Source organism: Microvirga roseola, assembly GCF_020866965.1.
GTDB lineage: Bacteria > Pseudomonadota > Alphaproteobacteria > Rhizobiales > Beijerinckiaceae > Microvirga > Microvirga roseola.
Genome location: NZ_JAJATX010000018.1, coordinates 37,520 through 51,346 on the forward strand (window position 1 = coordinate 37,520; position 13,827 = coordinate 51,346).

Genomic DNA, 13,827 nt, shown 5'->3' on the forward strand with positions numbered 1-13,827 from the left:
CCGGCGGTCTTCGTCGGCGAGCGCTTCTCGTCCGGCGGCTCAAGAGACAGGCTCGAGTCCTGCGCCCGCCTGGATGTCAATGCCGACGACAGGATCAATGACACCATCAGCGTCTATGCCCGCGCAAAAGCCTGGCTGATGTGCACCTTGAGGAAGTCTTCAACTATGGAGCGACCGGCCGCGCGTTCTATGCGGGCCCGCACGCAACTGGAAATCGACAGCAAACTTGACGTTAATCTGAGCGGGAGGGCGAGATCCCTCCCGTTTTCTTTGCAAGTCCTTCGCATTGCCCTTGGCTTTGCTTGCCAAAATCGCGGCGGGTGGTCGCACCATGGAACTAATTCTCTCCGGCACAGCCAAGCTGACCCATTCTGGACATATCGACCAAGCAGAGAACCCGCAGGTGAATGAACAAGGACCGCGCAGCTGCCTTCCGGCGACGCGACATTTCCTGGGGGTTTCTCCGAATGCAAATCGACCTGACAGCGTCTCTCGACGCGTGCCAGTCATCGGCGTATTGCCAAGAGAACAACATCCAGTGGCTCCGTTCCCGCATCCTGCGGAGCCGCTCCAGCGCAAGGGGATGGAAAGCGCTGCTGAACATGACCACGAGCCTCGGGCTCGGGATCTGCCTCGTGATGGCCACGGCCAGCGCGGTGACGGATTCCGCTAAGGCCGCCGAGCCTTTCGCCATGCAGGGACAAAACGCGGCCCGATCACCGCATGTTCCCGTTGCGCCCGCTGTCCGGGCATACGGGTCTGATCCCCTGGAGGCGATCGTCCCGGTTCCTGCTGCCGACCTCAGCGACCATGCAGAACTGCAGAAGCTGATCATCACGTCGATCCCCATGACCGAGCCGCCCGCGGCGGAAGGCGGCGAGGACGAGCAGCAGATCTTCGCCGATCCCGTCGAGCACCTTGAGTTCGAGGAGATGCGCGTGCCGCTCTGGATCGTGGATACGATCCTGCGGGCGTCCAAGCTCACCGGCGCGGATCCCGTCTACATGATGGCCCTCGCCGACAAGGAATCGAGCTTCATCCCGGCCAACAAGGCTTCGACCTCGTCGGCGGAAGGGCTGTTCCAGTTCATCACGAGCACCTGGTTCGAAACCGTCCGGACCTTCGGTCCCAAGCATGGGCTCGTCATGGAGGCGAAGGCCATCGAGGGCGTGCCCGGGAACCTGGATGTGCGGGACAAGTCCCTGCGCGAGCACATTCTCGGCCTGCGCCGTAACCCCTACATCGCCGCCCTCATGGCTGCCGAGCTGATGCAGCGGGACAAGACGAAGATCGAAGGCAGGCTCGGGCGCAAGCTCACCCGGTCGGAGTTCTATCTCTCCCACTTCTTCGGCGTGGACAGCGCCAGCAAGTTCATCGCGCTGGTGGATGACGAGCCGAAGAAGAGCGCCCCAAGCACCTTCCCGTCGGCGGCTAAGTCCAACAAGTCCCTGTTCTTCACGAAGGACGGCAAGAAGACCCGCGAGCTCACCGTGGCCGAGGTCTTCGGCAAGATCGAAGGCATGATCGACAAGCGCCTCGACCGCTATCAGGACGTCTCGCTTCGCGCGACGGCTGACGCGTCCTTCTGATCGGGACTTACGGCTTCTCCTTCGCTCGGAGCCGCCTCCGGTGAGACCATTGCCTCATCGGGGATGGCGACCTCGGCCCGCGGCGTCAGGGCGGGCGACGCGGAGCTGGTGGGGGAAACCACCGCGAAGCCGCCTCCCGCGGCAGGCCGCTTCACCTGCCGGATGCGGGTGATGACGAAGGCCGTCAGCGCCAGCGAGACGACGGCCGCATAGATGAAGAGCCCCCGCGGCCCGAGGATCTCCATGGCGCCGGCCCCGAACAGCGGGCCGACGGTGACACCCGCAGCCCAGGAGAACAGGAGCGTTCCGACGGTCGAGACAATCTGGCCCGGCTCCACGATATCGCAGGCATGGGCCACGCAGACCGAGTAAATGCACAGCGCCAGTCCGCCCCAGACGGCGAAGGACAGAAGGACCAGCATGTCCGCGCCCTGCATGCTCGCCATGAGGATCAGCATCGAGACGAGGCTCGTCCCTGCGGCCAGCCCCGCGATCACGTAGCGCCGGTCGGACCGGTCCGAGAGCCAGCCCAGCGGCCATTGCATCACGAGGCTTCCGGCCTGGAGCGCGAAGAGGAGCGCGGCAGCCTTGTCCTGGCCCAGGCCGATGCTGATGCCGAAGACAGGCGTGATGGCGATGACGGGACCGTTGACGAGGCCGACCACGAAAGCTCCGACCACGGCCGAGGGCGCGGACCGGAACAAACCCTTCACATTGATCCGCACGCCAAGGGGAGCGGGCGGTTCCGCTGTGGTGGTGGCGGCGATGGGAAGGAGCGAGAGCGTCATCACGGCGCTCACCGCCATGAACAGCCCGTCCGTCCGGACGTCGCCGAAGCTGATGCCCAATGGCGAGAGCATCAGGGCGACTTTGGTGCAGATCATGTAGATCGACAGAATCCGCCCGCGGTGGCTCGAGGTCGCGCGGGCGCTGATCCATCCGTCCGTGACGGTGAAGATACAGGCGAGTGCCACCCCCGTCAGGCCGCGCAGGAGCGCCCAGGCGAGCGTCGAATGGGCCTGGGTCATGAGCAGCACCATGACGGAGACAATGGCTGCCAGGCTTGCAAAGGCGCGAATATAGCCGACGTGCCGGATGAAGGCGGGGGCGAGAAAGCAGCCTGTCGAGAAGCCGAGCCCGTAGGCTGCCGCAACAACACCGATGGACGAGACGGAGAGGCCCTCCGCCTGCATCCGCAGGGGCATCAGGGCCTGGAGGAGACCGTTGGCGGCCTGCAGAAGAGTCGTTGCAGCCGTGATCGTCCAGATGAGGGCAAGAGAGGAATTCACGGTCCGGTCAGGAGAGATGCGAAGCGGCGGGCGCGAGGAGACACCCAGATAGAGAACAGTCGCCGCGTAAGATCAAGAGCCGTTTGGGAAAGGACCGTGCGTGGGGAGCGGGACGGGCATGCCCAGGTTGGGGCATGCCCAAGGCGAGGAGCACTCAGGCGCGGATGGCCCGGCGCTCCTTCTGGAAGCTGGCATAGAGATAAAAGCCGTTGTACCGGACGCCGGTCTGGGCCGCTTTCCGGTCGAAGCCAAGCGGAGCCTCCCGCTCGTCGACACGTCCGCCGAACTCCCAATGCGGTCCCATCACGAAAGGCGGAACCGAACGCTCTTCCGGAACTGCGCAGACGAGGCCGTCGGGCTTCGTACTGCGGAACAGATTATAAGCGTACATGTCCTCCTCCATCGCATCGCTTCAGCCGCGAATCTCAACCTAAAGGAGAAGAATGACGGGAGTGTGATGAAACTGAAGTGCGGATTCATTTTCTGCTCCCCCTGCCCTCCCGAATGGTGGTGGCGCGACCCGTCCGGCCTTTGTTAGGCTGCTCTTTAACCGGATCTGCCGGATATCGACCTGAGGGAGCACCAGCGGAATGATCGCACGAGGAACTTTCTGGCAAAGCCTTGGCGGGCTTGGCCTTGCCGCAAGCCTGTCCCTGCCCGCGTCCGTCTGGGCCCAGCCTGCCGCGCCGGCTCCCGAGGCCCCTACCGGGCGCACGGCGAAATCCGTCGGCACGGCCACGAAGGACATGGTCGCCGCGGCCAATCCGCTGGCCGCCAAGGCCGGCCAGGACATCCTCGCAGCCGGCGGCAGCGCCGTCGATGCAGCCATTGCGGTGCAGCTCGTCCTCAACCTCGTCGAGCCACAGAGTTCCGGCATCGGCGGCGGCGCCTTCATGGTGTACTGGGACGGCAAGACCATGACGACCCTGGATGGCCGCGAGAAGGCACCAATGGCCGCCAGGCCCGAACGTTTCCTCGGCCCTGACGGCAAGCCGATGAAGTTCTATGACGCCGTGGTCGGCGGCCTCTCGGTGGGCGTCCCCGGCACCCTGCGCCTGCTCGAAGCCGCCCACAAGAACTGGGGCAAGCTGTCCTGGCAGCAGCTAATCGAGCCGGCCGCCCGCCTTGCGGAGGAAGGCTTCGCCATCTCCCCCCGGCTCAACGGGTTGCTCTCCAAGGAGAAATATCTCCAGAACGATCCGGTTGCGCGGGCCTATTTCTATGAGGCGGACGGCACGCCCAAGGCTGTCGGAACGATCCTGAAGAACCCGGCCTTCGCCCAAACCCTCCGGACCATCGCCGAAAAGGGGGCGGACGCCTTCTATACGGGCGAGATTGCGCAGGACATCGTGGCGACCGTTACGGGCCATCCCACCAATCCGGGCGACATTACCCTGGAGGACCTGAGAAGCTACAAGATGGAAGAGCGCGACGCCCTCTGCGGGCAGTACCGCGCCTATAGGGTCTGCGGCATGGGCCCGCCCTCCTCCGGCCAGCTTGCCGTGCAGCAGATGCTCGGGATCCTCGAAACGCAGGATATGGCGGCCTTGAAGCCGGGCCCCAAGGCGGCCCATTGGATGTCCGAGGCCGGTCGCCTCGCCTATGCGGACCGGTCGCTCTATGTGGCGGATCCCGCCTTCGTGAGCGTGCCGGTGAGGGGGCTGACCGATCCCGGCTACCTGAAGAGCCGCGCGGCCCTGATCGACCCGAACAAGTCCATGGGCAAGGCGGAGCCCGGCGCCCCGCCCTTCCAGAAGACCTTCCTGTGGGGGGCATCCGAGGGGATCGAGTTCGGCACCAGCCACATCTCCATCGTGGACCGGGACGGCAACGCCGTGTCCATGACCACGACCATCGAGGACGGGTTCGGCGCAAGGCTCATGACCAAGAGCGGCTTCCTGCTCAACAACGAGCTGACCGACTTTTCCTTCGCCACGACGGAGGACGGTAAGCCCATCGCGAACCGGGTCGAGCCGGGCAAACGGCCGCGCAGCTCCATGGCCCCTACCCTCGTGCTCGACGGCAGCAGCAAGCTCTACGCCGTTGTCGGCTCGCCGGGCGGCAGCCTGATCCCCAATTACGTGGCGAAGACCCTCGTCGGCATCCTCGACTGGAACCTCGACCCTCAGGTTGCGGCGGACCTTCCCAATTTCGGCAGCCGCAACGGCCCGACCGAGCTGGAGGCGGGCACCGAGGCCGAAGCCTGGAAGACGGCGCTCGAGGCCAAGGGCCACGAGGTCAGGCTCATCGACCAGAATTCCGGCATCCACGCCATCGTGGTCACGCCTGCGGGCCTCGTCGGCGGCGCGGACAGCCGGCGCGAAGGCGTTGCCATCGGCAATTGACTTCCCGAAGCGGCCCCTCTCCTATGGGGTCGCTTCGTTTGTTCTGAACTGAGGAGGGTTCGGGTCCCGTGCGCATCATCGTCATCGGCAAGGAAGGACAGGTCGCCCGCGCCCTTCACGAGCGCGCTTCGGCCCATGGTGCGAAGGCGGTTCTCCTTGGCCGTCCCAAGCTCGATCTCGCCGATCCCTCCGGCATCGAGGACATCCTCTTCGAGACCCGCGGCGACGTGATCGTGAATACGGCGGCCTATACCGCCGTCGACCAGGCGGAGTCCGAGCCCGAACTGGCCGAGGCCATCAACGGCATCGGCGCGGGCGTCGTCGCAGGCGCCGCGGTGGCGATGAAGGTGCCCATCGTTCATCTGTCCACCGACTATGTCTTCGACGGAACTCTCGACCGGCCTTACAGGGAAGAGGACAAGGTTCGTCCCATCGGCGTCTATGGAGCCTCGAAGCTCCTGGGCGAGCAGGCGGTGGCGGAGGTGGCGGAGAACCATGTGATCCTCAGGACGGCCTGGATCTACAGCCCCTTCGGCAAGAACTTCGTGAAGACCATGCTGCGCCTTGCGGCCTCGCGGGACGAGATCGGCGTAGTGGGAGACCAGGTCGGCTCGCCGACCTGCGCCTTCGCGATCGCTGACGGCATTTTCACCGTGTGCCGCAATCTTTTGGAGAAGCCTCAGGATAAATCCCTGCGCGGCCTCTTCCACATGACCTCCACCGGCTCTGCCAGTTGGGCGGAATTCGCTTCCGAAATCTTCGAGCAGTCCGCCCGGTTCGGCGGCCCGAGCGCACGGGTGAAGGCCATCACGACAGCGGATTATCCCACCCCCGCCAAGCGGCCCGCCAATTCGCGGCTCGACTGCACCAAGCTGGCGGAGGCGCACGGCGTCGTGCTTCCGCACTGGAGAACTTCCCTGGAAGCCTGCATCAAGCGCCTGATCGAGGAGGCGCGGGCCGAGGTCGCACGGTAGGGGAAATTCTACAGAAAGAGCCGGTTGTTCTTTTTACAGAACATTCGTAAGCTCGTTGCATGACGACATCGAACCCCGACTACCACCTGGAAACCCGCCTCGTTCACGAGGGCCATGAGCGCACGCCCTTCGGCGAGACCTCCGAGGCTCTCTTCCTCACGCAGGGTTTCGTCTACGAGAGCGCAGAGAGCGCGGAGAGGCGCTTCCTGAACGAGGAGCCGGGCTCCAGCTATACCCGCTTCTCCAATCCCACCGTTACCGCCTTCGAGGAGCGGATGGCCTCGCTCGAAGGGGCGGAGGCCGCCCGTGCCACCGCGACGGGGATGGCAGCCGTAACCGCCGCGATGATGGGGCAAGTCCAGGCCGGGGATCATGTGGTGGCGGCCCGCGCCCTCTTCGGTTCCTGTCGCTGGGTGGTCGAGGACCTCCTGCCCCGTTTCGGCGTCGCCTGCACGCTGGTGAACGGTCCCAATCTTGACGAGTGGCGGAAGGCGGTGCGCCCCGAAACCAAGGCCTTCCTGCTCGAGACGCCGGCCAATCCGAGCCTCGAGATCATCGATGTTGCGGGCGTCGCGGCGATTGCGCGCGAAGCCGGCGCGACGCTCACCGTAGACAATGTCTTCGCCACCCCCCTCTTCCAGAGGCCGCTCGGGCTCGGCGCCGATTGCGTTGTCTATTCCGCGACCAAACACATCGACGGGCAGGGCCGATGTCTGGGCGGCGTGATCCTCGCCTCGACCGAATTCATCGAGACGAAGGTGCAGCAGTTCCTGCGGATGACCGGCCCGACGATCTCGCCGTTCAACGCATGGGTCCTGCTGAAGGGGCTTGAAACCCTCACCCTTCGCGTCGAACGGCAGACCGCGAGCGCGGGCTTTCTCGCCAACGCCCTGCACGACCACCCGAAGCTTCGACGCCTCACCTATCCGGGCCGCCCGGACCATCCCCAGGCCGAGTTGATATGCCGTCAGATGAACGGCGGCTCCACGATGATCGCGCTCGATGTCGAGGGCGGCAAGGAAGGCGCGTTCCGCTTCATGAATGCGTTGAGGCTCATCTGCATCTCCAACAATCTGGGCGACGCCAAGAGCCTCGTCACGCATCCGGCGACGACAACCCACCAGCGCTTCGCGCCGGAGCTGCGCGCCGAGATGGGCATCCCGGACGGCCTCGTGCGCCTGTCCGTCGGCCTCGAACATCGCGAGGATCTTCTGGCCGATCTGGGACAGGCGCTCGAGCGCGTCTGAAGAATTACTGGAAGGATTGCGACTGGCCCGGTGATGGCGAGAAGGGCTGAGTGGTCCCCTGCCCCTGCTGCGGTCCCTGCTGCTCCACGCTGTTGAGCAGGCGCAGCGCGGCATTCACGCAAGCTTCGGTCGATTCCTGCGTGCTGCAGACGACGCCGAGCCGCCTGTCGCCGTTGCGCAGGAAGAAGCGGGCCCCGGTCTCCTTGCCATCGTGATCACCCCGCATGCCGTGTCTCATGCCATGCCGCATGTGATGACCACGTCTCTCGTCAGCACCGCGATCCCAGCCTCTGCCGCTCTCGCGCCGGTCCCAACGGTCGTAACCGCCGCCGCCACCATAATAGGGCGAGCCCTGACTCCATGCCGAGGTCGCAAGCAATGCAAATCCCGCTGCCATGACGAATGTCTTGCGCATGTCCAGTCTCCGTGAGGCGCATGCTGAAAGGCAGACCAGTCGTCTCCTCCGCAGCAGCACCGGTTCGCGAGTGGGTCCTCCCCTTTGAACCGGCCGGGAGACAGGTGGTTCCGTCGCCCATTCCCATTGCGGGAGATTGTTCAGCGCAAGGAGCCGGAGCGGTCACCCCCGCCCGGAACGCAGCGCACGCCAGAAATCCCAAACGGCCATCAGCACGGCCGCGGCAAGGACGATCATCAGGTCCCATTCGGGCACGAAGACTGCGAGAACGGCAACGAAGGCAACGAAGCAGGCAATGGCCAGGATGCCGATGATCGTGTCCATGTTCACAAACCTCCCCGTCAGTCCGCCTTCGACAGATAATCCGTGAGCCAGCGGGCGGTTCGCAGGAGCCGTCCGTCATGGCCCCGTCGGCCGACGAGCTGCACGCCCACGGGAAGCCCGTTCGGCCCCTGAAGCAGGGGCAGCGACACCGTCGGCACGCCGCAGAACGTCCAGAGCACGCAGAAAGCCGGGTTGCCGGTCGTCTCCAGGCCGAGAGGCGCCTCGCCGATAGCGGCCGGCGTGATGAGGGCATCGTAGCGCTCAAAGATGCGTTCCAGCCCATCGTTCAGGACCTCGCGCCAGTCGAGCGCTGTCAGGTAGTCCACCGCCTTGACGTCCCGCCCCTCCTCGATGGTCCGGCGCACGACCTCGCTCACCGCATCGTGGTGGCGCTCGTAGTAGGGCCTGAGATTGCGGGCGAAGCCTGTGGTCATCAGCTGGCGATGAGCGGCCTCCGCCTGACCGAAGGCATCGGGCAGATCGACCGTGTCGCAGGCTTCGCTAAGAGCCTCCACCAGTTCGGCAAACCCCTGCTGCGTTTCCGGAGCCGCCCGGTCCCAGACGGGTCCCTTGACGAAGGCGAGGTCGGGTCGCACCGGAGGCCGGCCCGAGGCAAGCTCCAGAAGCCGGGGTGGCGCAATGGGACGGGTGTCCGGATCGCCGGGATCGTAGCCAGCCAGAACGTCCGCGAGCAGCGCCGCATCCTCTACGGTCCTGCCGAAAGCGCCGACCGTATCGAGGGGTGGCGCCTGCATCAGGATGCCCGTGCGCGGCACGAGACCGTGGCTCGGCTTGAAGCCGACGATGCCGCAGAAGGAGGCTGGGCGGATCACAGAGTCCGCCGTTTGCGTGCCCACCGCCAGCGGCACATGGCCCGCAGCCACGGCGGCGGCCGAGCCGGACGAGGATCCGCCCGGCGTCCGGCGCGGATCGTGCGGGTTCCGGGTTTCTACGGGCGTGAAATAGGAAAGCTCGGTGCAGGCTGTCTTGCCGAGGATCACCGCGCCAGCCGCCCGAAGCCGGGACACGACGACGGCGTCCTGCGACGGCCGCCGTCCCGCATCGATCACGGTTCCGCGCTCTGTTGGCATGTCGGCGGTGTCGATGCTGTCCTTGATGCCGACGGGCACGCCATGCAGCGGGCCGAGCGGATGCCCGCTGGCGCGGTAGCCATCGAGCCGCTTCGCATGGTTGAGCGCAGCATCCCGGTCGAGATGAGCCCATGCGCGGAGCTCACTCTCGGTCGCGTCGATCCGCTCGAGGCAGGACCGAACAACATTCTCCGCGCTCAGCTCGCCGCGAGCGATCCTGTCGCGCAGGTCCGTGGCGAAAAGATTGATGGATGACATCTTCACGCGTTCACTCCCGTATGCGCCATCAGCGGCCATAAACCTGGTTCGGCAGCCAGAAGGCTATCTCCGGGAAGATGTACAGCATCGCCATCGCCACGAACACCAAGGCCAGGAACGGCATGCATCCGCGGAAGATCTGGACGAGCTGAACATGCGGCGGCGCGATGCCTTTCAGGTAGTAGGCGGACATCGCCATGGGTGGAGTCAGGAACGAGGTCTGCAGGTTCAGGGCCACCAGGATTCCGAAGAACAGCGGATCGATGCCGAAATGCGGCAGCAGCGGCAGGAAGATCGGCACGAAGATGATGATGATTTCCGACCATTCCAGCGGCCAGCCGAGCAGGAAGATGATCAGCTGCGCGAGGATCAGGAAGGCCAGCGGCGACAGGTCGAGGCCGGTGACGAACTCCTTGATGATCTGCTCGCCGCCCAAATAGGAGAAGACGGAGGAGAAGGTCCAGGATCCGACGAAGAGCCAGCACACCATAGCTGCGGTGCGCACGGTAAGATAGACCGATTCCCGCAGGCGTTGCCATGTGAGCGCCCGGTAGATCGCCGCAAGCAGCAGACCGCCGAGAGCGCCCACCGCAGCGGCTTCCGACGGCGTCGCAAGCCCCAGCAGGATGGCGCCGAGGACCGACAGGATAAGCAGAGCGAGCGGCAGGAACGACGTGAGCAGCATCACGATCAGACGTCCCGTCGAGATGTCGCCGATATCCTCTTCCTTCGGCTTAGGAGCGATCTTCGGCTGGAGCCAGGAACGGACGATCACATAGACCAGATAGAGGCCCGCCAGCAGCATGCCCGGGAATAATGCCCCGGCGTAGAGCTGGACGATGGAGACGCCCGAGGCCGCGGCATAGACGATCAGCATGATCGACGGCGGGATCAGGATGCCGAGCGTGCCACCGGCGCAGATGACACCGGAGGCGAAGCTCGTGTCGTAGCGGGCCTTGAGCATTGCGGGGAAGGCCAGAAGTCCCATGAGTGTGACGACGGCGCCGACGATGCCTGTCGCCGTGGCGAACAAAGCGCAGGTGACGAGAGCTGCAACCGCCATCGCTCCCGGCACACGGCGTGCGGCGATATAGAGCGTGTGGAACAGGCGATCGACGATGTTGGCGCGCTCGACGATGTAGCCCATGAACAGGAAGAGCGGCACTGCGGTCAGCACGTCATTGGCCATGACCGAGTAGGTCTGGTTGACCAAGAGATCGAAGATCCGGTTGTTGAAGAAACCGCCGACCCATTCCTGCATTTGCGTCCATGTATCGGCATCGTTTCGGACGGCCCTGTCATAGGCCCGCCACATCCGACCCGCGTCGAAGTAGGCATAGTATCCGAACCCGACGCCCATCGCCATGAGCGTGAAGGCGATGGGGAAACCGAGCAGAATGATGAAGATGAATGTCCCGAGCATCAGCAGGGCGACTTGCGGATCGGTCATGGGCCGTCACCCTTTTCTGGAAGGATCGAGATTGGAAGGCACGTCGACCGCCTCCGGCCCGTGCCGGATGATTTCGGCCTCGCGCTCTTCCATCAGCTTCTTCTCGGTTTCTTCGACATCATCGGCAGCGCGAATCCACTCGCCCGTCCTGATACAGACGATGCAGCGGCAGACCTGTGCGATTCCCTGGATGAGAAGCAGCAGCCCGGCGGCGACAATGATGGACTTGAACTGGTAGATCGGAATACCGGCGGGCGAATTGACGCTCACCTCCTGGAAGCGCCAGGAGCGTGCTGCGTATTTCCAGCCGGCCAGCACCAAGGCCAGCACGCCTGGGAAGAAGAAAAGGAAGTAGAGGACCAGCTCGACTTTGGCCTGCGTCTGCGGCCTCCAGAGCCGGTACAGGAAGTCACCTCGGACATGCCCGTTTCGTGAGAGCGTATAGGCGCCCGCCATCATAAACAGCGTTCCGTACATGATGTACGAAATGTCGAAGGCCCAGCTCGTCGGCCTGTTCATGACATAGCGGACGAAAACTTCGTAACCGGTGCCGAGCGTCATAATCATGATCGCCCAGGCGAAGGCCTTGCCGAACCATGCCGAAACGCGATCGGCAAACATGATATAGCGAACCATGGAGATCCCGCGCTGCTCTGGTCACAGGGCGACCCGGCGGTTCGTTATCCGCCGCCGGGCCGTATGGATGGACGTATGGATCGTTCTCAGATCTTCAGCTTGCCCGGGAAGTAATGCTCATAGGCGAGAGCATAATCCGGGGCATTCATGATCTCGTAGAACACCACCCGCTCCACGAACTGGCGCTGACTGTCCATGACGCGTTTCATGAACTCGTCCTGCTCCAGCGTCGGGATGAGTTTATCCCAGGCCTGGAGCTGGGCGTCGAGAACATCCTGCGGCGTGCGGATCACGTTGACGCCGCCTTCCTGCAGCTTGCGCAGATCCTGCGAGTACTGGTCGAGAGCCAGCGCATGGTTGGAGGTGCTCACCGCTTCGACGCCATGCTGCAGGATTGCCTGCAGATCCTCGTCAAGATCGTCGAAGAAGTCCTTGTTGAAGAGGAACTCGAACGACTCGCTCGCCTGATGGTAGGAGGACAGCATGTAGTTCTTGGCCACGTCCTGTGCGCCGAAACGCATGTCGGATGACGGATTGTTGAACTCGAAGGCGTCGATCACGCCGCGTTCCATGGCCGGCACGATTTCGCCGCCCGGCAGCTGGGCCACGCTCATGCCCATCTGCTGCATGAGGTCCGCAGCCAATCCGACGGTACGGTACTTCAGGCCCCGTACATCGTTGACCGAGGTCACCGGGTTCTTGAACCACCCGAAGGGCTGGGCCGGCATGGGGAAGCCATAGAACCCGTAGACGTTGAGGCCGAGGATGTCCTGGGTCAGCTCCTTGTAGAAATCCTGCCCACCGCCGGCATAGAACCAGGCCAGCATGGTCGCGGCGCTGCCGCCCCAGACCGGCCCCGTCCCGAAGAGGGAAGCCGCCTTGTGCTTACCGTACCAATAGACCGGCACGGTGTGGGCGGCGTCGATGACGCCGTCATGCACGGCATCGAGCACCTGGAAGGCGCCGACCACCGCGCCCGCCGGCAGGAGGTCTATCTTGAGCCGCCCGCCGGACATCTTCTCGACTCGCTCGACATATTGCCGGGCGAAATCCATCCAGATGTCCGAGGACGGCCACGAGGTCTGCATCTTGATGACGACGGGACTCTGCGCCTTTACGGCTGGAGCCGCCACGGTGCCGGCTGCCGCGCCGGCGACGAGGGCGCCGCGTTTCAGGAACCCGCGGCGGGTATCGGCAATGCTCTCAGTGGCTGACATCGTTTCCTCCCTGTCTGGTTTTCTGAGTTCAGCCGCCTCCGCCTACGGTCTTCTTCGGCCAGGGCGGCCCTAGCGGAGGCCAAGATGCCGTGAGACGAGGCCAGCCCTGGATGGCGTTATGCCGAAGATGTTCAGGAAAGCTGCCGCGCGAGATCATCGCGAGGTCCGCATCGGACGCGAAGTTACTCTTGCGGCGAAGCAAAAGGAGGGGCTCATCTTCGCAGCAGCGAGATGGAGCTACCGGACTGCAGGCCAATGCGCGTCCTCCCAAACCTGTGGTGTTCCGCCGCTCAGCCTCAACGCCGAAGGCGCAATCACCCTGATATCCGCGGCCCGTGAAAGTTCGCCGTCGGACACAACGTACAGTCAAGTTATGATAGGCCGCACCAGCTTGGTTTCAAGACGCTATTATCGGCCAGCGAATAAAGCGGAAGAATTCACGATTGCGGCACCGCTTTGTTGCACCGCAATACAATGCGACAACCTTCCACTGTTTCAGTTCGTGCTTGGGAAAGTCAAAACTGGCGGATCATGCTCCCCGGAACCCCATCTTATCCCTCACGTTGCCTCACACGTATCAGAAAGGAGACCACCATGAGGTGCCGATTCTGCCAGCAGGACGTGGAGAATCCCTGCAGTAACGTGCAGGAGATGCAGCAGCGGGCTGCAAGCCACGTCTCCCGTTGCGAGACTGCCCTCATGAGGCAGTACGAGACCGGAACGGGCTCCGGCGACGCCGACATGCTCAGTCGCAGGTGAGCCATGGCCGAGGACCGCGCCAAGGGTTTGGCCGCGCAAAGCGTGAAGGCCAGCATCAGGCATCCCAACCAGAGCAGCCCCGACCACCAGGAACAGGGCGACCTGACGCAGAGCAACCGGAGCCTGACCGGAAATGACGAGCCAGCGGACAAAAAGGATGCCGACAGCCCGTCGCAGGAAGACCGCTACAAGCCATAGGAGGTGAATCGATGGCCAAGAAAGCCCGCATGAGA

Annotated in this window: 14 protein-coding genes; 6 read left to right on the forward strand and 8 right to left on the reverse strand. The window is 64.1% G+C overall.

Annotated elements, in window-relative coordinates; translation table 11 throughout:
* Positions 1-602: 602 nt before the first annotated feature.
* A complete protein-coding gene (locus LG661_RS12725) occupies positions 603-1,589 on the forward strand; it encodes a lytic transglycosylase domain-containing protein (protein ID WP_230532274.1) in 987 nt (328 codons plus the stop codon).
* Here LG661_RS12725 and LG661_RS12730 read toward each other — a convergent pair.
* Positions 1,547-2,878, reverse strand: coding sequence for an MFS transporter (locus tag LG661_RS12730; RefSeq protein ID WP_230532275.1), 1,332 nt, complete (start codon positions 2,876-2,878; stop codon positions 1,547-1,549). The two genes, LG661_RS12725 and LG661_RS12730, sit on opposite strands and share 43 nt — an antisense overlap.
* 154 nt (positions 2,879-3,032) lie before the next feature.
* The gene (locus LG661_RS12735) at positions 3,033-3,269 is read right to left on the reverse strand and encodes a hypothetical protein (protein ID WP_230532276.1); all 237 of its coding nucleotides are present in this window, start codon (positions 3,267-3,269) and stop codon (positions 3,033-3,035) included.
* A gap of 199 nt (positions 3,270-3,468) precedes the next feature.
* Here LG661_RS12735 and ggt point away from each other — a divergent pair, with 199 nt between their 5' ends.
* The 3 genes from ggt to metZ all read left to right on the forward strand — a co-directional run bounded on the left by ggt (position 3,469) and on the right by metZ (position 7,444).
* Positions 3,469-5,223 (forward strand): gamma-glutamyltransferase, encoded by a 1,755-nt coding sequence (gene ggt / locus LG661_RS12740; protein ID WP_230532277.1) that lies wholly within the window; start codon positions 3,469-3,471, stop codon positions 5,221-5,223.
* 68 nt (positions 5,224-5,291) lie between these two features.
* Positions 5,292-6,197: a dTDP-4-dehydrorhamnose reductase gene (gene rfbD, locus LG661_RS12745; RefSeq protein ID WP_230532278.1), complete on the forward strand. Its 906-nt coding sequence runs from the start codon at positions 5,292-5,294 to the stop codon at positions 6,195-6,197.
* A 59-nt stretch (positions 6,198-6,256) separates the two neighbouring features.
* Positions 6,257-7,444 (forward strand): O-succinylhomoserine sulfhydrylase, encoded by a 1,188-nt coding sequence (metZ, locus tag LG661_RS12750; RefSeq protein WP_230532279.1) that lies wholly within the window; start codon positions 6,257-6,259, stop codon positions 7,442-7,444.
* 4 nt (positions 7,445-7,448) lie between these two features.
* On the opposite strand, the gene LG661_RS12755 is transcribed toward metZ, so the two are convergent.
* The 6 genes from LG661_RS12755 to LG661_RS12780 all read right to left on the reverse strand — a co-directional run bounded on the left by LG661_RS12755 (position 7,449) and on the right by LG661_RS12780 (position 12,835).
* Positions 7,449-7,859 (reverse strand): hypothetical protein, encoded by a 411-nt coding sequence (locus LG661_RS12755; RefSeq protein ID WP_230532280.1) that lies wholly within the window; start codon positions 7,857-7,859, stop codon positions 7,449-7,451.
* Between the two features lie 162 nt (positions 7,860-8,021).
* Positions 8,022-8,183, reverse strand: coding sequence for a hypothetical protein (locus LG661_RS12760; protein ID WP_230532281.1), 162 nt, complete (start codon positions 8,181-8,183; stop codon positions 8,022-8,024).
* 17 nt (positions 8,184-8,200) lie between these two features.
* A complete protein-coding gene (locus tag LG661_RS12765) occupies positions 8,201-9,532 on the reverse strand; it encodes an amidase (protein ID WP_230532309.1) in 1,332 nt (443 codons plus the stop codon).
* A 28-nt stretch (positions 9,533-9,560) separates the two neighbouring features.
* The gene (locus LG661_RS12770) at positions 9,561-10,982 is read right to left on the reverse strand and encodes a TRAP transporter large permease (RefSeq protein ID WP_230532282.1); all 1,422 of its coding nucleotides are present in this window, start codon (positions 10,980-10,982) and stop codon (positions 9,561-9,563) included.
* Between the two features lie 6 nt (positions 10,983-10,988).
* Positions 10,989-11,618 carry a TRAP transporter small permease subunit gene (locus tag LG661_RS12775; RefSeq protein WP_230532283.1) on the reverse strand — a complete coding sequence of 210 codons (630 nt, stop codon included), beginning with the start codon at positions 11,616-11,618 and terminating at the stop codon, positions 10,989-10,991.
* 86 nt (positions 11,619-11,704) lie between these two features.
* Positions 11,705-12,835, reverse strand: coding sequence for a TRAP transporter substrate-binding protein (locus tag LG661_RS12780; RefSeq protein WP_230532284.1), 1,131 nt, complete (start codon positions 12,833-12,835; stop codon positions 11,705-11,707).
* Positions 12,836-13,429: 594 nt separating this feature from the next.
* Here LG661_RS12780 and LG661_RS12785 point away from each other — a divergent pair.
* Both LG661_RS12785 and LG661_RS12790 read left to right on the forward strand, forming a co-directional pair.
* Positions 13,430-13,594: a hypothetical protein gene (locus LG661_RS12785; RefSeq protein WP_230532285.1), complete on the forward strand. Its 165-nt coding sequence runs from the start codon at positions 13,430-13,432 to the stop codon at positions 13,592-13,594.
* A 3-nt stretch (positions 13,595-13,597) separates the two neighbouring features.
* Complete coding sequence (locus tag LG661_RS12790) at positions 13,598-13,792, forward strand: hypothetical protein (RefSeq protein WP_230532286.1); 195 nt, start codon at positions 13,598-13,600, stop codon at positions 13,790-13,792.
* Positions 13,793-13,827: the final 35 nt, after the last annotated feature.

What these genes read in the sequence shown, in the direction of transcription:
- LG661_RS12765 (WP_230532309.1), bottom strand. Translation starts at nt 9,532, where the DNA reads ATGTCATCCATCAATCTTTTCGCCACGGACCTGCGCGACAGGATCGCT.
- LG661_RS12775 (WP_230532283.1), bottom strand. Translation starts at nt 11,618, where the DNA reads ATGGTTCGCTATATCATGTTTGCCGATCGCGTTTCGGCATGGTTCGGC.
- metZ (WP_230532279.1), top strand. Translation starts at nt 6,257, where the DNA reads ATGACGACATCGAACCCCGACTACCACCTGGAAACCCGCCTCGTTCAC.
- ggt (WP_230532277.1), top strand. Translation starts at nt 3,469, where the DNA reads ATGATCGCACGAGGAACTTTCTGGCAAAGCCTTGGCGGGCTTGGCCTT.
- LG661_RS12785 (WP_230532285.1), top strand. Translation starts at nt 13,430, where the DNA reads ATGAGGTGCCGATTCTGCCAGCAGGACGTGGAGAATCCCTGCAGTAAC.
- LG661_RS12790 (WP_230532286.1), top strand. Translation starts at nt 13,598, where the DNA reads ATGGCCGAGGACCGCGCCAAGGGTTTGGCCGCGCAAAGCGTGAAGGCC.
- LG661_RS12755 (WP_230532280.1), bottom strand. Translation starts at nt 7,859, where the DNA reads ATGCGCAAGACATTCGTCATGGCAGCGGGATTTGCATTGCTTGCGACC.
- LG661_RS12725 (WP_230532274.1), top strand. Translation starts at nt 603, where the DNA reads ATGACCACGAGCCTCGGGCTCGGGATCTGCCTCGTGATGGCCACGGCC.
- LG661_RS12735 (WP_230532276.1), bottom strand. Translation starts at nt 3,269, where the DNA reads ATGTACGCTTATAATCTGTTCCGCAGTACGAAGCCCGACGGCCTCGTC.
- LG661_RS12760 (WP_230532281.1), bottom strand. Translation starts at nt 8,183, where the DNA reads ATGGACACGATCATCGGCATCCTGGCCATTGCCTGCTTCGTTGCCTTC.
- LG661_RS12780 (WP_230532284.1), bottom strand. Translation starts at nt 12,835, where the DNA reads ATGTCAGCCACTGAGAGCATTGCCGATACCCGCCGCGGGTTCCTGAAA.
- LG661_RS12770 (WP_230532282.1), bottom strand. Translation starts at nt 10,982, where the DNA reads ATGACCGATCCGCAAGTCGCCCTGCTGATGCTCGGGACATTCATCTTC.